General features: G+C 57.9%; 29 protein-coding genes. 16 read left to right on the forward strand and 13 right to left on the reverse strand.

Translation table 11 applies throughout. The features are described 5' to 3' along the window. The first annotated feature begins 35 nt into the window (after positions 1 to 35). From rsmE to ruvX, 4 genes are all read left to right on the forward strand, one after another. Positions 36 to 767, forward strand: coding sequence for a 16S rRNA (uracil(1498)-N(3))-methyltransferase (rsmE, locus tag OTG14_RS18800; RefSeq protein ID WP_024906558.1), 732 nt, complete (start codon positions 36 to 38; stop codon positions 765 to 767). Between the two features lie 19 nt (positions 768 to 786). Then, complete coding sequence (gshB, locus tag OTG14_RS18805; protein ID WP_267215585.1) at positions 787 to 1734, forward strand: glutathione synthase; 948 nt, start codon at positions 787 to 789, stop codon at positions 1732 to 1734. Between the two features lie 87 nt (positions 1735 to 1821). Then, positions 1822 to 2382, forward strand: coding sequence for a YqgE/AlgH family protein (locus tag OTG14_RS18810; RefSeq protein ID WP_032645077.1), 561 nt, complete (start codon positions 1822 to 1824; stop codon positions 2380 to 2382). Next, complete coding sequence (gene ruvX / locus OTG14_RS18815) at positions 2382 to 2798, forward strand: Holliday junction resolvase RuvX (protein ID WP_021242076.1); 417 nt, start codon at positions 2382 to 2384, stop codon at positions 2796 to 2798. Before OTG14_RS18810 ends, ruvX begins: the two co-directional genes overlap by 1 nt. A gap of 10 nt (positions 2799 to 2808) precedes the next feature. Here the strand turns inward: ruvX and OTG14_RS18820 are convergent, their stop codons facing one another. Next, positions 2809 to 3789: a type IV pilus twitching motility protein PilT gene (locus OTG14_RS18820; protein WP_267215586.1), complete on the reverse strand. Its 981-nt coding sequence runs from the start codon at positions 3787 to 3789 to the stop codon at positions 2809 to 2811. A gap of 17 nt (positions 3790 to 3806) precedes the next feature. Here OTG14_RS18820 and OTG14_RS18825 point away from each other — a divergent pair, with 17 nt between their 5' ends. The 6 genes from OTG14_RS18825 (at position 3807) to OTG14_RS18850 (ending at position 7523) form a co-directional block, all read left to right on the forward strand. After that, on the forward strand, positions 3807 to 4508 hold the full coding sequence (locus tag OTG14_RS18825) for a YggS family pyridoxal phosphate-dependent enzyme (RefSeq protein WP_267215587.1): 702 nt from the start codon (positions 3807 to 3809) through the stop codon (positions 4506 to 4508). A 21-nt stretch (positions 4509 to 4529) separates the two neighbouring features. After that, positions 4530 to 5096, forward strand: coding sequence for a YggT family protein (locus OTG14_RS18830; RefSeq protein WP_024906554.1), 567 nt, complete (start codon positions 4530 to 4532; stop codon positions 5094 to 5096). After that, a complete protein-coding gene (gene yggU, locus OTG14_RS18835) occupies positions 5093 to 5389 on the forward strand; it encodes a DUF167 family protein YggU (protein WP_023309131.1) in 297 nt (98 codons plus the stop codon). The genes OTG14_RS18830 and yggU overlap by 4 nt, the downstream gene beginning before the upstream one ends. Before the next feature lie 3 nt (positions 5390 to 5392). Continuing rightward, a complete protein-coding gene (locus OTG14_RS18840) occupies positions 5393 to 5986 on the forward strand; it encodes an XTP/dITP diphosphatase (RefSeq protein ID WP_267215588.1) in 594 nt (197 codons plus the stop codon). Next, positions 5979 to 7121 carry a radical SAM family heme chaperone HemW gene (gene hemW / locus OTG14_RS18845; RefSeq protein ID WP_267215589.1) on the forward strand — a complete coding sequence of 381 codons (1143 nt, stop codon included), beginning with the start codon at positions 5979 to 5981 and terminating at the stop codon, positions 7119 to 7121. Before OTG14_RS18840 ends, hemW begins: the two co-directional genes overlap by 8 nt. A gap of 63 nt (positions 7122 to 7184) precedes the next feature. Then, positions 7185 to 7523: an endonuclease domain-containing protein gene (locus tag OTG14_RS18850; RefSeq protein WP_267215590.1), complete on the forward strand. Its 339-nt coding sequence runs from the start codon at positions 7185 to 7187 to the stop codon at positions 7521 to 7523. 82 nt (positions 7524 to 7605) lie between these two features. Here the strand turns inward: OTG14_RS18850 and OTG14_RS18855 are convergent, their stop codons facing one another. From OTG14_RS18855 to trmB, 3 genes are read right to left on the reverse strand one after another with little or no spacing between them, the layout of a single operon-like run. Beyond that, positions 7606 to 8322: a YggN family protein gene (locus OTG14_RS18855; protein ID WP_024906551.1), complete on the reverse strand. Its 717-nt coding sequence runs from the start codon at positions 8320 to 8322 to the stop codon at positions 7606 to 7608. A gap of 56 nt (positions 8323 to 8378) precedes the next feature. Continuing rightward, complete coding sequence (locus OTG14_RS18860) at positions 8379 to 8705, reverse strand: YggL family protein (RefSeq protein ID WP_014885198.1); 327 nt, start codon at positions 8703 to 8705, stop codon at positions 8379 to 8381. After that, the gene (gene trmB, locus OTG14_RS18865; RefSeq protein ID WP_023333355.1) at positions 8705 to 9424 is read right to left on the reverse strand and encodes a tRNA (guanosine(46)-N7)-methyltransferase TrmB; all 720 of its coding nucleotides are present in this window, start codon (positions 9422 to 9424) and stop codon (positions 8705 to 8707) included. Before trmB ends, OTG14_RS18860 begins: the two co-directional genes overlap by 1 nt. Positions 9425 to 9568: 144 nt before the next feature. On the opposite strand from trmB, the gene mutY reads away from it, so the two are divergent. The 4 genes from mutY (at position 9569) to OTG14_RS18885 (ending at position 13528) form a co-directional block, all read left to right on the forward strand. Next, the gene (gene mutY, locus OTG14_RS18870) at positions 9569 to 10621 is read left to right on the forward strand and encodes an A/G-specific adenine glycosylase (protein WP_267215591.1); all 1053 of its coding nucleotides are present in this window, start codon (positions 9569 to 9571) and stop codon (positions 10619 to 10621) included. Between the two features lie 26 nt (positions 10622 to 10647). Continuing rightward, entirely contained in the window at positions 10648 to 10920 is a 273-nt protein-coding gene (locus OTG14_RS18875; RefSeq protein WP_023309138.1) for an oxidative damage protection protein, read from the forward strand. Between the two features lie 56 nt (positions 10921 to 10976). Beyond that, positions 10977 to 12053 (forward strand): membrane-bound lytic murein transglycosylase MltC, encoded by a 1077-nt coding sequence (mltC, locus tag OTG14_RS18880; RefSeq protein ID WP_024906549.1) that lies wholly within the window; start codon positions 10977 to 10979, stop codon positions 12051 to 12053. Between the two features lie 218 nt (positions 12054 to 12271). Further along, positions 12272 to 13528, forward strand: a complete 1257-nt coding sequence (locus OTG14_RS18885; RefSeq protein WP_008499767.1) for a nucleoside permease — start codon at positions 12272 to 12274, stop codon at positions 13526 to 13528. A 79-nt stretch (positions 13529 to 13607) separates the two neighbouring features. On the opposite strand, the gene citG is transcribed toward OTG14_RS18885, so the two are convergent. The 8 genes from citG to OTG14_RS18925 are packed head-to-tail and all read right to left on the reverse strand — an operon-like array spanning position 13608 to position 20916. Further along, positions 13608 to 14411 carry a triphosphoribosyl-dephospho-CoA synthase CitG gene (gene citG / locus OTG14_RS18890; protein ID WP_267215592.1) on the reverse strand — a complete coding sequence of 268 codons (804 nt, stop codon included), beginning with the start codon at positions 14409 to 14411 and terminating at the stop codon, positions 13608 to 13610. Continuing rightward, complete coding sequence (gene citX / locus OTG14_RS18895) at positions 14389 to 14928, reverse strand: citrate lyase holo-[acyl-carrier protein] synthase (RefSeq protein WP_267215593.1); 540 nt, start codon at positions 14926 to 14928, stop codon at positions 14389 to 14391. The genes citG and citX overlap by 23 nt, the downstream gene beginning before the upstream one ends. Then, positions 14925 to 16448: a citrate lyase subunit alpha gene (gene citF, locus OTG14_RS18900; protein WP_267215635.1), complete on the reverse strand. Its 1524-nt coding sequence runs from the start codon at positions 16446 to 16448 to the stop codon at positions 14925 to 14927. The genes citX and citF overlap by 4 nt, the downstream gene beginning before the upstream one ends. 10 nt (positions 16449 to 16458) lie before the next feature. Continuing rightward, entirely contained in the window at positions 16459 to 17334 is an 876-nt protein-coding gene (citE, locus tag OTG14_RS18905) for a citrate (pro-3S)-lyase subunit beta (RefSeq protein ID WP_023326048.1), read from the reverse strand. Beyond that, a complete protein-coding gene (gene citD / locus OTG14_RS18910; RefSeq protein ID WP_267215594.1) occupies positions 17331 to 17624 on the reverse strand; it encodes a citrate lyase acyl carrier protein in 294 nt (97 codons plus the stop codon). The genes citE and citD overlap by 4 nt, the downstream gene beginning before the upstream one ends. 16 nt (positions 17625 to 17640) lie before the next feature. Then, positions 17641 to 18663 carry a [citrate (pro-3S)-lyase] ligase gene (citC, locus tag OTG14_RS18915; RefSeq protein ID WP_024906545.1) on the reverse strand — a complete coding sequence of 341 codons (1023 nt, stop codon included), beginning with the start codon at positions 18661 to 18663 and terminating at the stop codon, positions 17641 to 17643. 10 nt (positions 18664 to 18673) lie between these two features. After that, positions 18674 to 19537 carry a fumarylacetoacetate hydrolase family protein gene (locus OTG14_RS18920; RefSeq protein ID WP_267215595.1) on the reverse strand — a complete coding sequence of 288 codons (864 nt, stop codon included), beginning with the start codon at positions 19535 to 19537 and terminating at the stop codon, positions 18674 to 18676. Between the two features lie 17 nt (positions 19538 to 19554). Next, positions 19555 to 20916, reverse strand: a complete 1362-nt coding sequence (locus tag OTG14_RS18925; protein ID WP_032650157.1) for a 2-hydroxycarboxylate transporter family protein — start codon at positions 20914 to 20916, stop codon at positions 19555 to 19557. 345 nt (positions 20917 to 21261) lie between these two features. On the opposite strand from OTG14_RS18925, the gene OTG14_RS18930 reads away from it, so the two are divergent. After that, a complete protein-coding gene (locus tag OTG14_RS18930; protein ID WP_061714489.1) occupies positions 21262 to 22887 on the forward strand; it encodes an ATP-binding protein in 1626 nt (541 codons plus the stop codon). Next, entirely contained in the window at positions 22877 to 23569 is a 693-nt protein-coding gene (locus OTG14_RS18935; protein ID WP_024906541.1) for a response regulator, read from the forward strand. Before OTG14_RS18930 ends, OTG14_RS18935 begins: the two co-directional genes overlap by 11 nt. A 54-nt stretch (positions 23570 to 23623) precedes the next feature. On the opposite strand, the gene OTG14_RS18940 is transcribed toward OTG14_RS18935, so the two are convergent. Beyond that, positions 23624 to 25759, reverse strand: coding sequence for an ornithine decarboxylase (locus OTG14_RS18940; RefSeq protein ID WP_267215596.1), 2136 nt, complete (start codon positions 25757 to 25759; stop codon positions 23624 to 23626). Positions 25760 to 25825: the final 66 nt, after the last annotated feature.

Genomic DNA, 25825 nt, shown 5'->3' on the forward strand with positions numbered 1-25825 from the left:
TCGCTTATATCGCATGACACATGGAATTTCTGACTATGCGCATTCCCCGCATTTACCATCCTGAACTGATTACCGCAGGCCGCGAAATCGCCCTGTCTGATGACGCTGCCAACCACGTTGGCCGCGTGCTGCGCATGGGCGCAGGTCAGGCAATACAGCTGTTCGACGGCTCGAACCAGGTTTTCGACGCGGAAATCACGCGGTCTGATAAAAAAAGCGTACACGTTAACGTCCTGCGTGGCGAAGTGGACGACCGGGAATCACCGCTGCACATTCATCTGGGCCAGGTGATGTCGCGCGGCGAGAAAATGGAGTTCACCATTCAGAAATCCATTGAACTGGGTGTAAGCCTCATTACGCCACTTTTTTCTGAGCGCTGTGGCGTTAAACTGGATGCGGAACGTCTGAACAAAAAGATCCAGCAGTGGCAGAAAATTGCCATTGCGGCTTGCGAACAGAGTGGCCGCAACCGTATTCCGGAGATCCGCCCGGCGATGGATCTGGAGGAGTGGTGTGCAGAAGAGGACAGTGGGCTGAAGCTCAATCTTCATCCGCGCGCCAGCGCCAGCATCAATACGCTGCCCCTGCCCGTTGAGCGCGTACGCCTGCTGATTGGCCCCGAAGGCGGCCTGTCGGCGGACGAAATTGCGATGACGGCACGTTACCAGTTTACTGATATTCTGTTGGGACCTCGCGTTCTGCGCACTGAGACAACGGCACTCACGGCCATTACCGCGCTACAGGTACGGTTTGGCGATCTGGGTTGAAGCATTAACGGAGAAGAACATGATCAAGCTCGGCATCGTGATGGACCCCATCGCAAACATTAACATCAAGAAAGATTCCAGCTTCGCCATGCTGCTGGAAGCGCAGCGTCGCGGCTATGAACTCCACTATATGGAGATGAACGATCTTTACCTGATCAACGGTGAAGCCCGCGCGCGCACCCGCATCGTTAACGTCGAGCAGAACTACGACAAATGGTACGAATTCGGCACCGAGCAGGACATTTCCCTGGCCGATCTCAACGTCATCCTGATGCGTAAAGATCCGCCGTTCGACACCGAATACATCTACTGCACCTATATTCTCGAACGCGCTGAAGAGAAAGGCACGCTGATGGTCAACAAGCCCCAGAGCCTGCGCGACTGTAACGAGAAGCTCTACACCGCCTGGTTCTCTGACCTGACGCCGGAAACCCTGGTGACCCGCAGCAAAGCGCAGCTGAAGGAATTCTGGCAGAAGCACGGCGATATCATCATGAAGCCGCTGGACGGCATGGGCGGCGCATCGATTTTCCGCGTGAAAGAGAGCGATCCGAACATTGGCGTGATTGCCGAAACGCTGACCGAACTGGGCACGCGTTACTGCATGGCACAGAACTATATTCCGGCGATCAAAGACGGCGACAAACGCGTTCTGGTGGTGGATGGCGAACCGGTTCCTTACTGCCTGGCACGAATCCCGCAGGGTGGCGAAACCCGCGGTAATCTGGCCGCCGGTGGCCGCGGCGAGCCGCGTCCGCTGACCGAAAGCGACTGGGAAATTGCCCGCCGCGTTGGCCCGACGCTGAAAGCCAAAGGTCTGATCTTCGTCGGACTGGATATCATCGGCGATCGTCTTACCGAAGTGAACGTCACCAGCCCGACCTGCATTCGTGAAATTGAAGCGGAATTCCCTGTCTCAATCACCGGTATGCTGATGGACGCTATCGAAAAGCGTTTACAAAAATAACCTAACAATACTATTAGTGACAGCGCCTGAGTTTGTCCCCATACTGGGCGCTGTCGCTTTTTAAACCAGGAAACAGTACCTCTGACAATGAATTTACAGCATCACTTTCTTATTGCCATGCCTGCTCTCCAGGACCCGATTTTTCGCCGCGCCGTGGTTTATATTTGTGAATACAATGAAGACGGCGCGATGGGCATTATCATCAATAAACCGCTGGAAAATCTTCAGGTTGAAGGGATTCTGGACAAGCTGAAAATCCCGGCTGAAGCGCGACTGCCGGAAATCCGGCTTGATAAGCCCGTGATGCTGGGTGGACCTCTTGCAGAAGATCGTGGTTTTATCCTGCATACGCCGCCGGTATTCTCTTCCAGCATTCGCATCTCCGACAAGACCGTTATCACGACCTCGCGTGACGTGCTCGAAACGCTGGGCACCGCAGAGCAGCCTTCTGAAGTGCTGGTGGCGCTGGGCTATTCGTCGTGGGAGAAAGGCCAGCTTGAGCAGGAGATCCTCGATAACGCCTGGCTCACCGCCCCTGCGGACATGAATATCCTGTTTAAAACCCCTATCGCCGATCGCTGGCGTGACGCGGCAAAGCTGATTGGCATTGATATCCTGACCATGCCTGGCGTAGCGGGGCACGCCTGATGAGCGGAACGCTTCTTGCCTTCGATTTTGGTACCAAAAGCATTGGCGTCGCCGTGGGGCAGCGCATCACCGGTACCGCGCGTCCGCTTACGGCCCTGAAGGCCAACGACGGCACGCCGGACTGGAACCTCATTGAGCGCCTGCTCAAGGAGTGGCAACCGGATGACGTGATTGTTGGGCTGCCGCTGAACATGGACGGTACCGAACAGCCGCTGACCGCCCGGGCGCGTAAGTTCGCCAACAAAATCCATGGCCGCTTTGGCGTCTCCGTGAAGCTGCACGACGAGCGTCTGAGCACCGTCGAAGCGCGTGCGGGTCTGTTTGAGCACGGCGGCTTCCGGGCGCTCAACAAAGGCAGCGTGGACTCAGCTTCTGCCGTTATCATCCTCGAAAGCTATTTCGAGCAGGGCTTTTAAGCACAGGGGCCTACAGCCGCCCCTGCGCCCGTCTCTCCGCCAGGCTCTGGTCAAAGTTCTGCATGCCTGCCTGCTGACCGGTTTGAATGATGCCGGGAAGTTGCCACGTTTTCCCTTCACGAATGAGATTCGCCGCCGCGGCGGTATTCACCAGTAGTTCATACAGCGCGACGCGCCCGCCCTGAAGATCGGGAAGCAGCTTTTGCGCCAGCACCGCCCGCAGGCTGCCGGCCAGCTGGTTACGCACCGGATCTTTCTCCTGCGCCGGGAACGTATCGACCAGCCGTTCAATCGCCTGCGATGCCCCGCGCGTATGCAGCGTCGCCAGCACCAGATGCCCGGTCTCCGCCGCCGTCAGCGCCAGGCGGATCGTTTCGCTGTCGCGCAACTCCCCAAGCAGAATCACGTCCGGATCCTGGCGTAAGGCACTGCGCAGCGCTTCTGCAAATGACGGGCTGTGCTGACCTATCTCCCGCTGCTGGATCAGACAACGTTCGCTCCGGTAGATAAACTCCACCGGATCTTCAAGCGTGAGGATATGGCCATCAGCATGGCGGTTAAGAAAATCGACCATCGCAGCCAGCGTCGTAGATTTACCGCTGCCGGTTGCTCCTGTCACCAGAATCAGTCCGGCGTCATTGGTTAACAGTTCCGGGATTGCCCGCGGCGCACCCAGCGAAGCGAGCTGCGGGCAGGTACGCGGCAACAGCCGGAGCGTTACAGAGATACCGCTCATCTGCTTAAAGGCACTGCCGCGCAGACGCTGGCCTCCCGCCACCGTCACGGCAAAATCCACCTGCCCGCTGGCCCACCATATCCCCTGCTGCTCGTCGTTGAGCCACGCTTTTAACAACGCCCCGACGTCAGGAGGAGGAAACGGTGCCGGTTCAAGGCGGCCCGTTCTGCGCCAGCGGGGTGGCGAATCACTGCACAGGTGTAGATCGGAGACGTTATGCTTTACACTAAGGGCCACAATTTCTTCCACATCCATAGACTACTCCTCGGAAAATGAACGACATTGCACATAACCTGGCACAGGTCCGGGACAAAATCTCAGCCGCTGCAACGCGTTGCGGCCGTGCTTCAGAAGAAATTACCCTGCTTGCAGTCAGCAAAACCAAGCCTGCGAGCGCTATCGCAGAAGCCATTGACGCAGGCCAGCGGGCGTTTGGTGAAAATTACGTGCAGGAAGGCGTGGATAAAATTCGCTACTTCCAGGAACAGGGGAAGGCGGATCTGCAGTGGCACTTTATTGGCCCGCTGCAGTCGAACAAAAGCCGTCTGGTGGCAGAGCACTTCGACTGGTGTCACACCATCGACCGTCTGCGTATTGCGACACGTCTGAACGACCAGCGTCCGGCAGAGATGCCAGCGCTTAACGTGCTGATTCAGGTCAACATCAGCGACGAAAACAGCAAGTCCGGCATTGAGCTGAGCGAGCTGGACGCGCTGGCCGCAGAGGTGGCCGAACTGCCGCGCTTAACCCTGCGCGGGCTGATGGCCATTCCGGCGCCTGAGTCAAGTTATGAAAGGCAGTTTGCCGTGGCACAGCAAATGGCTGTAGCATTTGAGGCGCTTAAAGCGCGCTATAACACGGTAGACACGCTTTCTCTGGGCATGTCGGATGATATGGAAGCCGCCATCGCGGCAGGCAGCACTATGGTGCGCATCGGCACGGCAATTTTCGGTGCGCGCGACTACTCAAAATAATAAGGAAACCTGAGGAACGCCATGAAGACGTTGACTTTCCTGCTCTCAACTGTGCTTGAGCTGTATACGATGGCGCTTTTGCTGCGCGTCTGGATGCAGTGGGCCCGCTGTGACTTTTACAATCCGTTCTCGCAGTTTGTCGTGAAAATCACGCAGCCTGTTGTCGGACCATTGCGCCGTATTATCCCGGCCATGGGCCCCATCGACAGTTCGTCTCTGCTGGTGGCGTTTATTCTGAGCGTTATCAAAGCGATCGTGCTGTTTATGGTCATCACCTTCCAGCCGATTATCTGGATTGCTGCGGTCCTGATTCTGGTCAAAACCATCGGTCTGCTTATTTTCTGGGTGCTGCTGGTGATGGCCATCATGAGCTGGGTCAGCCAGGGGCGTAGCCCGGTGGAGTATGCTTTGATTCAGCTGGCAGAGCCGCTGCTGCGTCCAATCCGTAACCTGCTTCCGTCTATGGGCGGCATCGATTTTTCCCCGATGATCCTGGTTCTGCTGCTCTATGTGGTCAACATGGGGATCGCTGAGCTGTTACAGTCCACGGGCAATATGCTGCTGCCGGGGCTGTGGATGGCGCTATGAGTGCAGTAAGCACCTGCGCTGACGGGCTGGTCTTGCGGCTGTATATTCAGCCAAAAGCCAGCCGTGACGGTATTGTTGGGCTGCATGGCGACGAGTTAAAAGTCGCCATCACCGCCCCGCCGGTTGACGGCCAGGCGAACGCGCATCTGACTAAATATCTGGCAAAACAGTTTCGCGTCGCCAAAAGCCAGGTCATCATTGAAAAAGGTGAACTTGGGCGACATAAACAGGTAAAAATCCTTAATCCACAATCTATCCCGACGGAAGTCGCGGCACTGAAAGAACAGGACTAAACCATGCAGAAAGTTGTTCTCGCGACCGGCAACGCTGGTAAAGTGCGCGAGCTGGCCTCGCTATTAAATGATTTTGGGCTGGACGTGGTCGCCCAGACCGATCTTGGCGTGGATTCCGCCGAAGAGACGGGGCTGACGTTTATCGAAAACGCGATCCTGAAAGCGCGCCACGCCGCGCAGATTACGGGCCTGCCCGCGATTGCCGACGACTCCGGCCTGGCCGTGGATTTTCTCGGCGGTGCGCCGGGGATTTACTCCGCGCGCTACTCCGGCGCTGACGCCACCGACCAGCAGAATCTCGAAAAGCTGCTTGTCGCCCTGAAAGACGTACCGGACGAGCAGCGCACCGCGCAGTTCCACTGCGTACTGGTTTATCTGCGTCACGCGGAAGACCCTACGCCTATCGTCTGCCACGGCAGCTGGCCGGGCGTGATTACCCGTGAAGCGGCTGGCAACGGCGGCTTTGGCTACGACCCGATTTTCTTTGTCCCTTCCGAGGGCAAAACCGCTGCGGAACTGACCCGCGAAGAGAAAAGCGCGATTTCCCACCGTGGACGCGCGCTGAAACTGTTACTGGAAGCACTGCGTAATGGCTAATTTGCCACCTCTGAGTCTTTATATTCACATCCCGTGGTGCGTGCAGAAATGCCCGTACTGCGATTTTAACTCGCACGCGCTGAAGGGCGAAGTGCCGCACGATGATTACGTTGCGCATCTGTTGGCCGACCTGGACGCCGATGTACCTTACGCACAGGGACGTGAAGTTAAGACCATTTTCATTGGTGGCGGTACGCCGAGCCTGCTTTCAGGCCCGGCGATGCAGACGCTGCTGGACGGCGTGCGTGCGCGCCTGAACCTGGCAGCGGATGCTGAAATTACGATGGAAGCCAACCCCGGCACCGTTGAGGCCGACCGTTTTGTCGACTATCAGCGCGCGGGCGTAAACCGCATCTCAATCGGCGTGCAGAGCTTTAGCGAACCGAAGCTAAAACGTCTGGGGCGCATTCACGGCCCGGAAGAGGCGAAGCGCGCGGCAAACCTGGCGACCGGGCTTAATCTTCGCAGCTTCAACCTCGATTTGATGCACGGCCTGCCGGATCAGTCGCTGGACGAGGCGCTGGACGACCTGCGCCAGGCCATTGCACTGAACCCGCCACACCTGTCGTGGTACCAGCTCACCATCGAGCCAAACACGCTGTTCGGTTCCCGCCCGCCGGTGCTGCCGGACGACGACGCGCTGTGGGATATCTTCGAGCAGGGTCACCAGTTGTTAACCGCTGCGGGCTATCAGCAGTATGAAACGTCCGCGTACGCGAAGCCGGGCTACCAGTGTCAGCACAACCTGAACTACTGGCGCTTTGGCGACTATCTCGGTATTGGCTGCGGCGCGCACGGCAAGGTGACCTTCCCGGACGGGCGCATTCTGCGCACCGCCAAAACCCGCCACCCGCGCGGATATATGGAAGGCCGCTACCTGGAGCGTCAGCACGACGTCGAGGCGGCGGATAAGCCGTTTGAGTTCTTTATGAACCGCTTCCGCCTGCTGGAGGCCGCGCCGCGTGCGGAATTTACACGTTACACCGGGCTGCCGGAGTCGGTGATTCGCCCGCAGATCGACGAGGCGCTGGCCCTGGGGTATCTCACCGAGTGTGATGAATACTGGCAGATCACCGAGCACGGCAAACTGTTCTTAAACTCCCTTCTTGAGCTGTTCCTCGCCGAAGATTCCTGAAGGCTGATTCAGGATTTTGCATCCCGCTCTGCCGGCTGAGGGAAAGGCTGGCAGAGTGCGGGGATGGACAAATCAAAACAACTCCGCAAACAAATGACGCCCGAAGAGTTACGCCTCTGGTATTTACTCAGGGGACGCCGCTTCTTTGGCTATAAGTTTCGCCGCCAGATGCCGATTGGTGCCTATATCGTGGATTTTGCCTGTTTTAAGGCAAAGCTGATTATCGAGCTGGACGGTGGACAACATCAGAACAACGAAATGTATGATTCACGTCGTGCTGAATTTTTGAATGTAAACGGCTGGGAAATACTACGGTTCTGGAATAATGAAATCAGAGCTAATGAGGAGGAGGTAATGATGGCAATTCTGCAACGACTGCAATGCCTGATGCCCTCACCCTAACCCTCTCCCACAGGGAGAGGGAACGATTACACCCTCTCCCCTGGGGAGAGGGATGGGGTGAGGGGCCCAGCGCGCAGAGATCTTACTTAAGCGTCCCCACCAGCGCCTTCCTACTATCTTCCAGCGACACCACGCGTTTACACACGTCTTTGCCGAACTGCTGGAAATCATCTTCCTGGTTCTTCCACTCGTTCTGAATAGAGGTCTGCAGGCCGCCAAGACTGCCCAGCACGCCCTGCAGCGGGTTACCGCCGCCTTTTAGCACGGCTTTGGCGCCCATCTCGTTGATGCTGTCCTGCAGGATGCCGCCCATCGCCTGATTCACCAGCTGCTGCCCGTCGGCACGGACCTGATCAATCGCCTTGTAGTGGAACGTCAGGCCGTCGGAGCGCGTCTCGATAATGCGGTTCATCTGTTCTTTAAGCTGCTTATCAAGCTTCGTCAGGCGGGTGCGCATATTGCTGCTCTCCCCCACCTCTTTAGTGATGATCTTATCCAGCGCCACGCGGCTCTTTTCGACGCGCGTCAGGGCACCTTCATTAATCCACGGCAGCGCGGTACGCAAATCGGCCTGATAGTCTTTCGCCTGCTCACGCTGTGCGGCAGTCAGGTTGTACTGCTTGCCGTTAAAGGTGACGTTCCCCTGCGGCGTAATCACCAGATTGCCGTTCTCGCCTTTGACCTGCACGGTTTGCGGGCTTAACACCACGTCATCACGCGGGGTGACGCTACACTGATAATCCGCATGGGCGGTGAATCCAGTTGCCATCAAAGCAACAGCCAGCAACGTTTTGCGCATCTTAAACACTCCCTCAGACAAAATGGGCCAGCTAATGCTGGCCCCTGACTTCTTTATTAGTCCCACCAAACGTCGAAAAGTTCGCTGACGCGGACATCTTCCAGCTTGTGGTCCTCAAGCCATTTACGCACCAGCGCCTGATGTTCTTCAGTGCATTTACCCACTTCCTGGGTGCAGATCAGACCTTCCCATGCCAGGTAGCCGCTACCGTCGAAGGCCAGCTTGTTTGGCTCAATCACGTCGTTGATGAACGCATCCACGTCCTGATCGATCTGCTCAACGCTGGTGCCTTCCGGGAAACGCCACGCAACGGAGAAGCCCACTTCCTGGAATTCTTCGATGTGCATCTTTTTACGCAGACGACGGCTACGATTCTTTGCCATTATTTCACCCTCTCGAACATTAAGTCCCATACACCGTGACCAAGACGATGGCCACGCTGTTCAAATTTCGTTACCGGACGCGATTCCGGACGCGGTACATAGTCGTTGCTCGCAGACTGGTTTTTATAGCCGTCCAGCGACGACATCACTTCCAGCATATGTTCCGCATACGGTTCCCAGTCGGTCGCCATATGGAAGACACCGCCCAGCTTCAGCTTGCTTTTCACCAGCTCGGCAAACGGCGCCTGAACGATACGGCGTTTATTATGACGTGCTTTGTGCCACGGGTCAGGGAAAAAGAGCTGAACCATGGTTAAAGAATTGTCAGGAATCATTTTGTGCAGCACTTCCACCGCGTCATGACACATCACGCGCAGGTTCTCTACGCCCTCTTCATGGGCCGTTGCCAGGCATGCACCCACGCCCGGGGAGTGGACTTCAATACCGAGGAAGTTCTGCTCCGGGCGGGCTTTCGCCATGGTCACCAGCGAGGTGCCCATACCAAAACCGATCTCCAGCGTGACGGGTGCTTCGCGGCCGAACAGTTCAGTAAAGTCCAGAGGCTGCTCGCTGAACTCAACGCCCATCACCGGCCAGTAGTTGTCCAGCGCGTGTTGCTGACCTTTTGTCAGGCGGCCCTGACGACGGACAAAGCTGCGAATACGGCGCAGCGGGCGACCGTTTTCATCAAATTCCGGTGAAATGACGTCGTTTTTCATAAAAGAGTTGTCTGCTTGTGAGAATGTTCGGGAAACGGGCATTATCCAAAGTTAAGGCTTCTATGCAAGCATGGGAAAGATCCGGTTTACAGCAGATTGACGCTGTGCTGCAATCTGCGTCCCTGATTATGCGAATCGATGACCATGCAAGCCTCTCAATTTTCAGCCCAGGTGCTGGACTGGTACGACAAATACGGGCGTAAAACCCTGCCCTGGCAAATTGAAAAAACGCCTTACAAAGTATGGCTCTCCGAGGTGATGTTGCAACAAACGCAGGTCGCCACGGTGATCCCTTACTTCGAGCGTTTTATGGCGCGCTTCCCGACGGTGACCGATCTGGCCAACGCCCCGCTGGACGAGGTCCTGCACCTGTGGACCGGTCTTGGCTATTACGCCCGCGCGCGTAACCTTCACAAGGCCGCACAGCAGGTCGCGACGCGCCGCAACGGGAAATTCCCGGAAACCTTCGACGAGGTGGCCGATCTCCCCGGCGTCGGACGCTCAACCGCAGGTGCGATTCTTTCCCTGTCGTTAGGCAAGCATTTCCCGATCCTCGACGGCAACGTAAAGCGCGTGCTGGCACGCTGCTATGCCGTCGACGGCTGGCCGGGGAAGAAGGACGTTGAAAAACGTCTTTGGGAAATTAGTGAAGCGGTCACCCCGGCCAACGGCGTCGAGCGTTTCAACCAGGCGATGATGGATCTCGGCGCCATGGTCTGCACGCGCTCAAAACCAAAATGCGAACTCTGCCCGGTGAATACTCTCTGCGTGGCGTATGCCAACCATTCCTGGGCGCAGTATCCGGGTAAGAAACCCAAACAGACGCTGCCGGAGCGCACAGGCTATATGCTGCTGATGCAGCACGGCGACGAGGTCTTCCTGGCCCAGCGTCCGCCGAGCGGCCTGTGGGGTGGTCTATACTGCTTCCCACAGTTTGAAGATGAAGACTTGCTGCGTGAATGGCTTAAAAAGCGCGGGATTGCTGCCGATAACCTGACGCAGTTGACCGCGTTTCGCCATACCTTCAGCCATTTCCACCTGGATATTGTACCCATGTGGCTTCCCGTGTCGTCATTTGCCTCGTGCATGGATGAAGGCACCGCTCTCTGGTATAACTTAGCGCAACCGCCATCAGTCGGACTGGCGGCTCCCGTGGAGCGCCTGTTACAGCAATTACGTGCCGGTGCAATGGTTTAGCATCGACAAGAAAAAGAGGAATGTGTATGGCCAGAACGATTTTTTGTACTTTCCTGCAGCGTGACGCTGAGGGCCAGGATTTCCAGCTTTATCCGGGCGACCTGGGTAAACGCATCTACAATGAAATCTCCAAAGAAGCCTGGGGACAGTGGCAGAAAAAGCAGACCATGCTGATCAACGAGAAGAAACTCAGCATGATGAACCCGGAACACCGCAAGCTGCTGGAGCAGGAGATGGTAAGCTTCCTGTTCGAAGGTAAAGACGTGCACATCGAAGGCTATACGCCACCGGAAAAATAACAGCGTGCGGGGGAAACCCCGCCGTTAAAGCAAACACAACACGCACTCCCGGAATGATGAAAAAACTTTTAGCGCTAGCCCTTGTTGCGCCGTTGCTTGTCTCGTGTTCGTCAAAAAAAGGCGAAGATTACAACGAAGCCTGGATCAAGGACACCAACGGTTTTGACATTTTGATGGGGCAGTTTGCCCACAACATCGAGAACATATGGGGATTTAACGAAGTTCTTATTGCCGGACCCAAGGACTACGTTAAGTACACCGACGCCTATTTGACCCGTAGCCACATCAACTTTGATGAGGGTACGATCACGATTGAGACCATTGCAGGCACTGACCCTGCAGCGCGCTTACGTCAGGCCATTATCAAAACCCTGCTGATGGGTGACGATCCGGGATCTATCGATCTCTACTCCGATGCCGACGATATTACGATCTCGAAAGAGCCGTTCCTGTACGGTCAGGTTGTCGATCAGACCGGCCAGCCGATCCGCTGGGAAGGTCGCGCCACGAAATTTGCCGACTACCTGCTGCAGACGCGCCTGAAAAGCCGCTCTAACGGTCTGAAGATCATCTACAGTGTCACCATAAACCTCGTCCCGAACCACCTCGACAAGCGTGCGCATAAGTACATTGGGATGGTGCGTCAGGCCTCACGTAAGTACGGCGTGGATGAGTCGCTGATCCTGGCGATTATGCAGACCGAATCCTCGTTTAACCCGTATGCGGTAAGCCGTTCCGACGCCCTGGGGCTGATGCAGGTGGTGCAGCACAGCGCCGGGAAAGACGTCTTCCGCGCGCAGGGGAAATCCGGCACGCCGAGCCGCAGCTATCTGTTCGACCCGCAGAGCAACATTGATACCGGTACCGCCTATCTGGCGATGCTGAACAATGTGTATCTGGGCGGAATTGATAACCCAACGTCGCGCCGCTATGCGGTGATCACCGCCTATAACGGCGGCGCGGGCAGCGTGCTGCGCGTCTTCTCGAATGACAAAGTGCAGGCCGCGAACATCATCAACAGCATGGCGCCGGGGGATGTTTACTCCACCCTCACCACCCGCCACCCTTCTGCGGAATCCCGCCGGTACCTGTATAAGGTGAATACGGCGCAGAAAAACTATCGTCGTCGGTGATCGGCACACCTTCTCCTGCAAGGAGAAGGTGTTCTGCTTCCCCCCACACATACGAAAATGTTATTTGCATCACAATCCAAACTGCAAATTAATGTGGATTGCATTTTTTTGCGGGAGGTAACAAAACATATCGTTGCCAACTGATAGAATTGCATCAAATAACAACCCTGAATGTTCCTATAACAACATATCTCCCGCTCACTTGTGAGGAAAGTAACATGAACCTTAAGCTGCAGCTTAAAATATTGTCGTTTCTGCAGTTCTGCCTGTGGGGTAGCTGGCTGACTACACTCGGCTCCTATATGTTTGTGACGCTCAAGTTCGATGGTGCGTCAATCGGTGCCGTATACAGCTCGCTCGGTATTGCGGCGGTCTTCATGCCAACGCTGCTGGGGATCGTGGCGGATAAATGGCTAAGCGCCAAATGGCTGTACATGCTTTGCCATCTGGTGGGCGCGGGGACGCTGTTTATGGCAGCCCAGGTGACCACGCCGGGGGCAATGTTCATGGTGATCCTGCTTAACTCGCTGGCCTATATGCCAACGCTTGGGCTGATCAACACCATCTCCTACTACCGCCTGAAATCCGCGGATATGGATATCGTGACCGATTTCCCGCCAATCCGTATCTGGGGCACCATCGGCTTTATCATGGCGATGTGGGGCGTGAGCTTCGCGGGCTTCGAACTGAGCCATATGCAGCTCTATATCGGTGCGGCGCTCTCCGTGCTGCTGGCGATCTTCACCCTGACGCTGCCAACCATTCCGGTGTCTAACCAGCAGAAAAACCAGAGCTGGAGCACCATGCTCGGCCTGGACGCCTTCGCGCTGTTCAAAAACAAACGCATGGCGATCTTCTTCATCTTCTCCATGCTGCTGGGCGCGGAGCTGCAGATCACCAACATGTTCGGCAACACCTTCCTGCACAGCTTCGATAACAATCCGCTGTTCTCAGGCAGCTTTATCGTTGAACATGCGTCGGTGATGATGTCCATCTCTCAGATCTCTGAGACGCTGTTCATCCTGACCATCCCGTTCTTCCTGAGCCGCTACGGCATCAAGAACGTCATGCTGATCAGTATCGCGGCATGGATGTTGCGCTTCGGTCTGTTCGCCTACGGCGACCCAAGCCCGTTCGGCACCGTGCTGCTGGTGCTGTCGATGATTGTTTACGGCTGCGCCTTCGACTTCTTCAATATCTCCGGTTCCGTGTTTGTAGAAAAAGAGGTGAAGCCTGAAATCCGCGCCAGCGCGCAGGGTATGTTCCTGATGATGACAAACGGCTTCGGCTGTATTCTGGGCGGCGTGGTGAGCGGTAAAGTGGTGGAGATGTACACCACCAACGGTATCACCAACTGGCAGCCTGTATGGCTGATCTTCGCGGCGTACTCGCTGGTGCTGTTCTTCGCGTTCATCGCGCTGTTCAAGTACAAGCACGTACGTGAACCACACGGTGCGCAGCCAATAGCGCATTGATTGTTGTGCCCGGTGGCGCTGCGCTTGCCGGGCCTACAAAACCAGACCGTAGGCCGGGTAAGGCGAAGCCGCCACCCGGCTATTTTATTGCAGACAGCACCCATCCCACCGACAGCAAATCCGCACTGCCGCCCGGACTCAGATTGCGTTCAATCAATGCGTTATCCATCCTAAGCAACGCCTCGCGGTCCCAGCCGTTAGCCAGCAGTTCCCGCGCGTAGCCCTGAACGTAGCGCAGCCCTTCCATGCCGCCGCGAGATACCAGATTACTGTCCTGATTGACGGCCATCAGGCGTAACAGCAGGCCGTGAAGTGAATGTCCGTTCCACTGCGCCAGCGCCTTACACACCGTCGCAAAGCCGCTCTCCGCCTCACCGCGCGCGCCGGTTAAGCCGTACTGCTGGAACTGTCGCTCGCCAGCCGTCGCCTGTCCGCTGCGTGCGGCCAGCTCCCGCGACACCAGCCCGCGGCAGATGTTACTCACCTCACAGCAGAGGCTCTCTGCGGAGATATTTTTCACACGACCGGCGGCGAAGCACAGTAAACCCAGGGCAAAAATCCCGCCTTTGTGCGTGTTCACCCCGTTCGTCGCGGCATACATCGCCTGCTCGCAGGCCAGCCCCATCGGGCGGAGAAACCGTAGCTGTTCGCCAGCGGGTTTATCCGCATGCGCGCTGCCCAGCTCGGCAAAGCGCGAAAACCACGGCGTAATCGCCGCAATGCTGCGAACAAACAGCGCGTGGTCCATATCCCGATGGGAACCGTTATTGAGCTTGTCCACCAGTCCCGGCTTGGGCGTCAGCTCCAGCTCCTGCCACAGCGCCGCCTCGGCAAGCGCGGGCACGTCAGCCGGGCGCGGTTTAGTCGCGAGCAAACCAGTCATCGATCATCTTCTCCACGCGGGAAACCACCTGCTCAACGGGGTGATTGCGCGAACGGGAACAGGCATGAGCGGGCGCGTCGCAGATCAGGCAGCGCCTGAGATTCGCCCCCAGCGACTGACGCCCGACGTGGCCATGCTGAGGGCAGATCACGTCCAGATCCCACAGCCTGCCGAGCGGGTGCGTCTGCTCCAGATCCGTACAGTGCGCTTTGATTTCCACCGCCGGATGGGCCACGCACCAGAGGGCTTCTGGCCCGGTCGGGAGCCACAGCACCTGACGGTCCAGCACCTGCCAGCGGTTTTCCCACAGCAGCTGGTCGCACATCTGCAGCGCCACGCCCATGGTATTGCGGTAGCGCAGGCTGTCCTTGATTTCCCCTGGCGTGACCAGCGTGAGGGAAATCACCGGTTGTTGATAGTGCTCGAGCATGTCAGCCTGGCGCGCTGCGCGGCGCTCTTTCGCCGCCAGCAGTTCGTCAAGGCTGACACCCGCCCGCACGGGTGTCGCTAAAGTCATTCTTCCTCCTTCACCTGTCGCACGGTGTCGATCACGCTGCCGTCGCGGTAGCGGATCACCCCGACGATTTTATCGGTAAACTCAATCGGTTTCGGGACGCCGGTCAGGGAGATCGCCCGCTCGTACAGCGCGTTGATATCCACAACCTTCAGCCCGGCCTCCAGCAGCCGCTCGCGGATTTCCGGGCGCGCCGGGTTGACCGCGATGCCGTGATCGGTAACCAGCACGTCGATGCTTTCGCCCGGCGTGAGGCGCGTGGTAACCCGCTTCACCACCGTCGGAATGCGGCTGCGCAGCAGAGGGGCAACGACGATGGTCAGGTTCGCCGCGGCGGCCACGTCGCAGTGCCCGCCGGACGCGCCGCGCATCACGCCGTCGGATCCGGTGATGACGTTGACGTTGAACTCGACGTCGATTTCCAGCGCGCTGAGGATCACCACGTCGAGCTGGTCGCAGCTTGCCGCCTTGCTGCCTGGGTTAGCGTAAACGTTGGTGGAGATCTCCACGTGGTTCGGGTTACGCGCCAGCGAGGCCGCCGCCTGGCCGTCAAAGCACTGGGTATCGAGCAGCTTTTCGATGAGCCCCTTCTCGTGCAGATCCACCAGGCTGCCGGTGATGCCGCCGAGTGCAAAGCGCGCCTTCACGCCGCTGCGCTCCATCTTCTCTTCCATAAAGCGCGTGCAGGCCGTGGCCGCCGCGCCGGAGCCGGTCTGCATCGAGAAGCCCGGTTTAAAGTAGCCGGAATGCTCGATCACGTCCGCCGCATAGCGGGCGATCATCAGCTCGCGCGGGTTGCTGGTGACGCGCGCCGCGCCGACGCTGATTTTCGCCGGGTCGCCCACGCTCTCGACCTGCACGATGTAGTCCACCTGGTCCTGCACCAGGCTGGCGGGCATATTGGGGAACGGCACCAGCTCTTCAGTCAGCAGCACCACCTTGCGCGCAAAGTGGGCGTCCACCATCGCGTAGCCGAGAGAACCGCAGCACGATTTGCCGTGCGTCCCGTTGGCGTTGCCAAACTCATCGCTGCACGGCACGCCGAGAAATGCCACGTCGATATTCAGCTCGCCGTCCTGGAGCAGCTTCACGCGCCCGCCGTGGGAGTGAATTTGCACCGGCTCGTCCATCAGCCCGTGGGAGATGGCGTCCGCCAGCCTGCCGCGCATGCCGGAGGTGTAAATCCGGGTGATGACGCCGCTTTTGATATGCTCGATCAGCGCGTCGTTGCAGGTCATCAGCGAGCTGGAGGCCAGCGTCAGGTTTTTAAAGCCCATCCGCGCCAGCAGCGCCACGACGGTGTTGATCACCCGGTCGCCTTCGCGAAACGCATGGTGGAAGGAGATGGTCATCCCGTCCTGCAGGCCGCAGCGCTTAACCGCCTCTTCAACAGAGGCGCAGAGCTTACGGCTGTGCTTCGCATCGCTGTCCGCCAGCCACGGCGTGGCGCTGTGGGCGGTATCGAAGGGTTTTAAGTCCCGCAGATGGGGAAAATTCACGTGAAGAAGTTCAGTCTGGTTCATCATCTTATCCTTACCGACGCACTCCGGAGGCTGCCGCGCGCTCCAGCACCACCTGCGCGTGGTTAATAATCGGTGCATCCACCATTTTGCCGTTGAGCGACACCACGCCCAGGCCGTTACGCTCGCCCTCTTCTGCCGCCTCAATCACCCTTCTGGCGTGATCCACCTCTTCCTGCGTCGGGGCGTAGGCGTTGTGCAGCAGATCAATCTGACGCGGGTTGATCAGCGATTTGCCGTTGAAGCCCATCTTGCGGATCAGATCGACCTCGCGCAGGAACCCGGCCTCGTCGTTAACGTCTGACCACACCACGTCGAAGGCGTCGATACCGGCAGCGCGGGCGGCGTGCAGCACGGCGCAGCGGGCGTAGAACAGCTCGGTGCCGTCGCCGCGCTCGGTCTGCATGTCCATCACGTAGTCAAAGGCGGCCAGCGCGATGCCGATGAGGCGCGGGGAGCTGCGGGCAATCGCCACGGCGTTGATGACGCCAATGGCCGACTCAATCGCCGCCATCACGCGGGTGGAGCCGACCTCGCGGCCGCACGCCTGCTCGATGCGCTCGAGGTGGCCCTCCAGCTCGTAGATGTCGTCCGGCGTGTCGGTTTTCGGCAGGCGGATCACGTCCACGCCGGCCCGCACGGCGGCTTCCAGATCCAGCAGGCCAAACGGCGTGCTGAGCGGGTTAATGCGCACCACGGTTTCGATATCCTGATACATCGGGTGCTGCAGCGCGTGAAACACCAGCATGCGCGCGGTATCCTTCTCGCGCAGGGCAACGGCGTCCTCAAGGTCAAACATGATGGAGTCGGGACGGTAGATAAAGGCGGTCGAGAGCATGGCGGCGTTGGCGCCCGGCAGGAACAGCATGCTGCGGCGGAGTTTGCTCATTTCAGCGCCCCCCAGTTGATGGCCTGTTCATCGGCGGCACGCATCAGCGCGCTTTGCAGGCGGGCGCGGATCACACAGTCCAGCGCCCCTTTGTCTTCAATAATGATTAATGCCTGGTGCACGTTCATGGCGCGCAATGTGTCGTTGACCACCTGGCGAATGTGCTCGCCAAACTGCTTAATCACTTCGCTGTGGATGACGATCTCCAGCTCGCCGTGAGCGGGAGCGATTTTCACCATCAGGTCGCTGGACTCCTGCGTTCCGGCCAGCGCCTCCCTTACAATTTTCATGATAAATTCCTGGTAGTTAAGCGACTTCCGCACTCGCACGGTAATGCGTTTCGAGATGCGCGAAGGTGGAGTCCGGGACAATCTCCCGGATCCGGGAAAACTGCTGTGTCTTCAGTAATCGGCGCACTTCGGATGCCGATATGGCGTTGCCGGTGGCCTTGATGCGCGGCATCTCCACCACCTCGATATGCGAGGCCAGCAGGTCGTGCAGCGTCTGGTTGTACTGACGGGTGATATCGCAGAACGGCTCCGAGCCGATGAAGCGGTGCGTGATGCCGAGCGCCGGGGCGATAAAGTCCCGGAAGATCAGCACGTCGATCTCGCTCCACGCCTGCTGCACTTTGCCGGTCTCCTTCAGGAAGTAGGCCGGAAACGTGGCGCGAGAGATGATGTACTGCGAGCCTTCATGCACCACCACGTTCGGCAGATGCGCCACGCCCGCGCGCACCATCTCGAGGCGCGCGCTGAACGGGAAGAACGACGCGTCTTCGCGCACCACGAACAGGTGCAGGGCGTCGCACTGCGCCGCCGCCTGCTCCACCAGATGGCGGTGGCCGAGGGTGAACGGATTGGCGTTCATCACGATGGCGCCAATCTTCTCCCCGCACCTGCGGTTCGCGCGCAGAGAACGGCAGTAGCGCTCGATCCCCTGCGGGGTGTTCTCCATCAGCACGGCGTTGTTCCCGCTCTGGGCAATCGGCCAGAAGCCGCTGCGGGCAAAGCGCTCCCGATTGCACGGACGGGTGCAGAGGAAAAGATGAAAATGGCCGCGCTCCAGCGCCGCATGTTCCACCTCTGCCAGCAGCCGCGCGCTGAGGTTCTCGCCGCGAAGCTGCTCGTTGACCGCCACGCACTTGATGACGTTGGCGGCAAGCCCTGCGCAACCCACCAGCTGCGGGCCTGACCAGGCTTCGACAAACAGCGTGATGTCGTTGTCCAGGCCAAGGCCGCTGTCTGCCAGCAGGTAACGGATCTGGCTTAAGCGTTCCGGATGCTTCGCCACGAGGGTGTGGCGAAAATCGATGGGTTGACTGTTCATGCCGCCTTACTCAGTGTGCCGCCGCAAGCCCGACGGCTGGCGCTTCCACGATCACGTTGCTCAGATGACCGATATGCTCGATCTCCACCTCAATGCGGTCGCCCTCTTTCATAAACAGCGGCGGGTTACGCTTTTTACCCACCCCGCCCGGGGATCCGGTGATGATCACGTCGCCTGGGCTTAAGCGGGTAAAGGTGCTGATGTACTCAATCAGCTCCGCAACCTTGTGGATCATGCTGCTGGTGTTGTCTTCCTGCACCATGCGGCCGTTCAGCCAGGTGCGGATCGCCAGCTGATGCGGATCCGGGATCTCGTCCGCCGTTGCCATCCACGGGCCGAACGCGCCGGTCTGACGCCAGTTTTTACCGGCGGTAAACCAGGTGTGCTGCCAGTCGCGGGCGGAGCCGTCCATGTAGCAGCTGTAGCCCGCCACGTGGCGCAGGGCGTCTTCGCGGCTGATGTTCTCTCCGCCTTTACCGATGATCACCGCCAGCTCGCCTTCGTAGTCGAATTCGCTGGAGTGGCGCGGCTTCAGCACCGGCTCGTTGTGGCCGGTCTGTGAATCCGGGAAGCGGACAAACAGCGTTGGGGCCGGGTTGTGCTGGTCAAACTCCTTGCGCTTGTCGGCGTAGTTCATGCCCACGCAGAGGATTTTTTCCGGCTGCTCAATCACCGGTAAGAAGGTGATGGCGCTCATCGGCACGTCCACGGCATCGTTCAGGTAGCGGGTGGCCTGTGCCAGCCCGTTGCCCTGCAGCAGCGCCTTGAGGTCGCTGTAGCGGTCGCCCAGACGGCGGCCTAAATCAATCACGCCGTCGGCCTGGACGATGCCGTAGCTGCGTTTTCCCTGGTATAAAAAGCTTGCGAGTTTCATTGTTCTTTCCTGAAAACTTAAACGAGGAAGTTGCCCAGAATCAGCAGTGAGACAGAGACGTTAATCGCCCCGCCGATACGGGTAGCAATCTGGGCGAACGGCATCAGGCTCATGCGGTTGCCTGCGGTCAGGATCGCCACGTCGCCGGTACCGCCCTGGCCGCTCTGGCAGCAGGAGACGATGGCGACATCAATCGGGTGCATACCAATCTTTTTGCCGACGAAGAAGCCGGTGGCGACCAGTGCAGAAACGGTGCTGACAATCACCAGCAGGTTGCTGACGGTGAACGCCGCCACCAGTTCATGCCATGGGGTGATGGCCACGCCAACGGCGAAGAGGATCGGGTAGGTCACAGAAGTCTGGAAGAATTTGTACACCACCTGAGAACCTTCCAGCAGGCGTGGAGAAGCGCCGTTGCAGAGCTTCACCAGCACCGCCATAAACAGCATGCCGACCGGAGCAGGCAGGCCAATCAGCTTGTGGCCGAGCATGCCCAGCATGTAGAGCAGCACCGCCAGCAGCGCGCCGGAGGCGATAGTGGTCACATCCGCTTTGCCGGAGAACGCAGGCTGAGAGACGGTGGTATCGGCATTGGCGCGGTTAGGCATCAGCTGGCCTTCACCGGTCAGGTGCGGGAAACGTTTACCGAGCTGGTTCAGGCAGCCGGAGATAATGATCGCCGTCAGACCACCGAGCATCACCATCGGCAGCACGCGGCCGAGCGCCACGCCCTGGTCCATGTGCAGTAAGGTGGCATAGCCGATGGAAAGCGGGATCGCCCCTTCCCCGACGCCGCCCGCCATAATAGGCAGAATGATAAAGAAGAAGATCTGGAACGGCTCAAGACCCAGCGCCAGGCCGACGCCCATCCCCACCAGCATGCCGACGATTTCGCCGCACAGCATCGGGAAGAAGATGCGAAGGAAGCCCTGAATCAGCACCGTGCGGTTCATGCTCATGATGCTGCCGACAATAATGCAGCAGATATAGAGATAGAGAATGTTGGTGGATTTGTAGAACTTGGTGGTGGACTCGACCACCACGTCCGGCAGCAGGCCATAGTAGACCAGCGCGGAAGGAATAAAGGTGGCGCAAATCGCCGCCGCGCCGAGCTTGCCGACAATCGGCAGGCGTTTGCCAAACTCGCCGCAGGCAAAGCCGAAGAAGGCCAGCGTTGCCACCATCACCACGATATCGCTCGGCAGTTTTCCGCCCAGGCAATCAATCGCGATCAGTGCGCCCGCCAGAACGAACAGCGGCAGAGGAATAATCCCAATTTTCCAGGTATCCATAATATGCCACCAACGCTCTTTGAGCGAAGGTCGCTGAATTTCAATCGGGTCGTGGGTAACAGAGAAAGAATCGTCAGTTGTGCTCATAATAAGCCCCTTGGTTATTTTGTGCGTTCAGCTTAGAGTCACAAAGGCTTACTTTATGTGAGGAATGGCATATTAAAAGCGAAGTTTTAATGGCAGCTATGGTTTTAATGGTTTCTTTTATTTAATGTGATTTATACCTTATTTATTAGCGTGGTTTTTATGGTTTCTTTTCCGAATCGAACAAACAAATAACATTTGTTCATGCAGCCAGAGGCACGGCAGACTTTAGGATAACGCTTTTACAGCGCCCGCTGTGCAAGGGATCACAAGTTTTCGGCAAAGCGGGCGTCCGCGTGAAAAAAGATGATATATTGGCGATCTTTGCTGCTACCTTGCGTGATAGTTATGAAAGTCTCTTTCCAGATCAAGTTGTTTATTTCGCTGGTTGCCTTTTTCTCAGTACTTTTTGCGTTACTGGGCGGATATTATTATGCCGACGTCGGAAAACAGCTATATCAGGAAATGAGTACGCGAGCCAAAATACAGGCTGAAGAAATTGCGCTTATTCCGACATTGCGTAATGAAGTTGAACAAAAAAATATCAGCGCCATCCATGATTTTATGCAGAAGATTTCTGCGCACAGTGACGCCAGCTTTATTGTGATTGGTGATAATAAGGGTCAGCATCTTTTTCACTCCGTCTTTGCCGACAGAGTGGGCACAACCCTGGTTGGCGGAGACAACGAAGCCGTATTGCAGGGTAAAAGCACCACCACCATTCGCAAAGGCGGGTTGGGTATTTCGCTGCGCAGTAAGGCCCCCATCTTCAACGCTGCCGGACAGGTGGTCGGCATTGTTTCGGTCGGCTATCTCACCAGCTACCTGGACACCATTACCGTCAGTAAGGTGGTCAATATCCTGATTGCCGCCGTGCTGCTGCTGATCGCTCTCTTTATCTTCTCCTGGTTCTTTACCCGCAGCATCAAGAAGCAGATCTTCTCTCTTGAGCCGCGAGAAATCGGGCTGCTGGTGCGCCAGCAGAAGGCGCTAATGGAGTCTATTTATGAAGGGGTGATTGCCATTGACGATCGGCGGCGGATTGAAGTGATCAACCAGGCGGCGCGCAAGCTGCTGGGTCTGAGCCAGCCGGCCCGTGAGCTGCGCGGGCAGCTGATAAGCCAGGTTATCGATCCGGTCCCGTTCTTCGACACGCAGACGATGCTGGCGAAAGATACCCATGACGAGATTTGCCGTTTTAACGATCTCACGGTAATTGCCAGCCGGGTGCACATCATGCTTGAGGGGTCGCTGCAGGGGTGGGTGATCACCTTCCGCGATCGCAACGAAATCGACTCGCTGAGCGCCCAGCTCAGCCAGGTAAAACGCTATGTCGATAACCTGCGTATTATGCGCCATGAGCAGTTAAACCGAATGACCACGCTCTCCGGCCTGCTGCATATGGGCCGCTATGAGGAAGCCATTGGCTACATTCAGGCGCAGTCGGAGCATGCCCAGGAGCTGCTGGACTTTATCTCTTCGCGCTTCAGCTCCCCGACCCTGTGCGGCCTGCTGCTGGGGAAAGCCGCCCGCGCGCGGGAGAAAGGCGTCGAACTGAGTTTCGACCCGGCATGTCGGCTGGACAGGCCGTTCCTGCCGTTAGGGGAGCAAGAGCTGATTTCGATTATTGGCAACCTGCTGGATAACGCCATCGAAGCGACACAGCGATCGCCGCTTCCCCATGCGCCGGTAGAAGTGCTGATAAAACTCAGCGAACAGGAGCTGATTATTGAAGTGGCCGACCAGGGCGTTGGCATTACACCGGAGATCCGTGACCGGATCTTTGAACGCGGCATCACCACCAAAACACGCGGCGATCATGGGATTGGCCTGTATCTGATCGAAAGCTATGTCACACAGGCTGGCGGCGCGATAGAAGTTGCCGATAATACCCCGCGCGGCGCCATTTTCTCCTTGTTTATCCCGGCCACGGGAACCGCCCGGCAACTGGAAGACACCGACTATGCAACATGAACTTATCGACGTACTGATTGTTGAAGACGAGAACGAGCTGGCGCAACTGCACGCGGAGCTGATAAGCAAACATCCGCGACTGAGGCTGGTGGGCATTGCCTCGTCGCTGGCTGCGGCCCAGGCAGAGCTTGCAAACAAACAGCCGCAGCTGGTGCTGCTGGATAACTATCTGCCAGACGGCAAAGGGATCTCGCTGATCAATAACCCCATGCTGGCCCGTGCCAACTGCTCGGTGATTTTTATTACCGCCGCCAGCGATATGGATACCTGCAGCCAGGCGATCCGCAACGGCGCGTTCGACTACATCCTCAAACCCGTCTCCTGGAAGCGGCTCAGCCAGTCGCTGGAGCGGTTTGTGCAGTTTGCCGAACAGCAGCGGGTCTGGAAGATTGTCGACCAGCAGAACGTGGATTCGCTGTATCAGCTACAGGCGAAAAACTACCGCCAGGACAACGGCAGCAAGGGTATTGAGGAGAATACGCTGGCGCGGGTGCAGTCACTGTTTAACGACAAGGCAACCCACTGCTTTACCGTGGATGAGGTGGTGAGCGAAACGGGATTAAGCAAAACCACCACCCGGCGCTATCTGGAACACTGCGTGGAGGCAGGTTTTCTGACGGTGGAGATGCTGTACGGCAAGATTGGGCATCCGAGGAGGATGTACAAGCGTAGTGCGGTTTGATGAAAGGTTCCCTCTCCCTGTGGGAGAGGGTTAGGGTGAGGGCTGCAGCCCGCACTATCTCAACACATACCCATACAGCCGCTTGATCCCGTCGGCATCCTTCTCGCTGTAAACCCCCTGCAGCTCCGGCGAGAAGCCCGGCAGCAGGTTGATCCCCTCCTCCAGCGCCAGGAAGTAACGCTGTACCGCCCCGCCCCAGACTTCACCCGGCACCACGCACAGCACGCCCGGCGGATAGGGCAGCGCCCCTTCGGCAGCAATCCGTCCTTCGGCATCCCGTATGCGAACCAGCTCCACGTCTCCGCGAATATACGCCTGATTGGCATCCTGCGGGTTCATCACCACCTCAGGCAGGCTCTCCTTGCGGAACATCGCCTTCTGCAAATCCTTCACGTCAAAGCTGACGTAGAGATCGTGCATCTCCTGGCACAGCTGGCGGAGGGTATAATCCCGGTAGCGCACCGGGTATTTCTGGAAGATCGTCGGCAGCACGTCCGCCAGCGGCGTATCGTCTTCAATATGCTGTTCAAACTGCCCCAGCATCGCCACCAGCTGCGCCAGCTTCTCGCTGCTTTCGGCAGGCGTCAGCAGGAACAGGATCGAGTTGAGGTCGCATTTCTCCGGCACGATGCCGTTTTCGCGCAGGTAGTGCGCCAGAATCGTCGCCGGGATCCCGAAATCGGTGTACTCCCCGGTTTCGGCATCGATACCCGGCGTGGTCAGCAGCAGCTTGCATGGGTCGACAAAGTACTGCTCGTGAGCATAGCCCTCAAACCCGTGCCATTTGGCCCCCGGCTCAAAGCTGAAGAAGCGCAGCTCGCTGGCAATGGCGTGCGTCGGATGATCCTGCCACGGCCGCCCCGCCACCACCGGTGGGATAAACGGTTTGATCATATGACAGTTGGCAATGATCGCCTTGCGCGCCTCAATCCCCAGCTCAACGCACTCGGCCCACAGCCTGCGCCCGCTTTCCCCTTCGTGGATCTTGGCATTCACATCCAGCGCGGCGAACAGCGGGTAAAACGGGCTGGTGGAGGCATGCAGCATAAAGGCGTTGTTCAGCCGCTTGTGCGGGCAGAAACGCGCCTGACCGCGGATGTGGTTATCCTTTTTATGGATCTGCGACGTTTGTGAGAACCCGGCCTGCTGTTTGTGCACCGACTGGGTCACAAAAATGCCCGGATCGTTCTCGTTCAGCTCCAGCAACAGCGGGGACGTTGCCGCCATCATCGGAATAAATTGCTCGTAGCCCACCCAGGCGGAGTCAAAGAGGATGTAGTCGCAGAGATGGCCGATCTTGTCGATCACCTGACGGGCGTTGTAGATCGTCCCATCGTAGGTGCCGAGCTGAATGATCGCCAGGCGGAACGGACGCGCCTCGTCGGCTTTCTCCGGCGCCGCCTCGCGGATCAGGTCCCGCAGATACGCGTCGTCAAAGCAGTGCTCGTCAATCCCGCCAATAAAGCCAAACGGGTTACGTGCAGCCTCCAGATAAACCGGCGTGGCACCCGCCTGGATCAGCGCCCCGTGGTGGTTAGATTTATGGTTGTTGCGGTCGAACAGCACCAGGTCGCCGCGGGTGAGCAGCGCGTTGGTCACTACCTTGTTGGCCGCCGACGTTCCGTTCAGCACGAAGTAGGTTTTATCCGCGTTGAACACTTTCGCCGCGAACTTTTGCGCGTGCTTGGCGGACCCTTCGTGGATCAGCAGATCGCCCAGCTTCACGTCGGCATTGCACATGTCGGCGCGAAACACGTTCTCACCGAAGAAATCATAGAACTGCCGCCCTGCCGGGTGTTTTTTGAAAAAGGCGCCGTGCTGGTGTCCCGGGCAGGCGAAAGTGCTGTTGCCCATCTCCACATACTGACTCAAGGTGTCGAAAAACGGCGGCAGCAAATTCTCTTCATAACGGCTGGCAGCAGTTTCCAGTTCCAGAAACTCCTGAGCTTTACCCGAGATGACCGCGGTGGCACCGTCAGGTACGTCCGTTGCCTCCTGCGAGAAAATAAACACCGGTAGCTGAAAGCCCGTACGTTTCAGCAGTGCAAGAATGCCGCTGCGACTTTCAGCTGTTGTGATGACGACGGCCGCCACATCGGTAAAATCAGTGCTGTCAAGCGTCACCTTTTCGCGGTGCGTAGACACGGTGGAGACCAGCTCGCGGCTGACGGCAATTTTCATGGTTTTCATAGGCGCAGTTACCCTCACCGAGCGGTGAGACAGGGAGGAGAAAATTCGCGCAATAATGTCACCTTT

The organism is Enterobacter pseudoroggenkampii (genome assembly GCF_026420145.1).
Taxonomy (GTDB): Bacteria; Pseudomonadota; Gammaproteobacteria; order Enterobacterales; family Enterobacteriaceae; genus Enterobacter; species Enterobacter pseudoroggenkampii.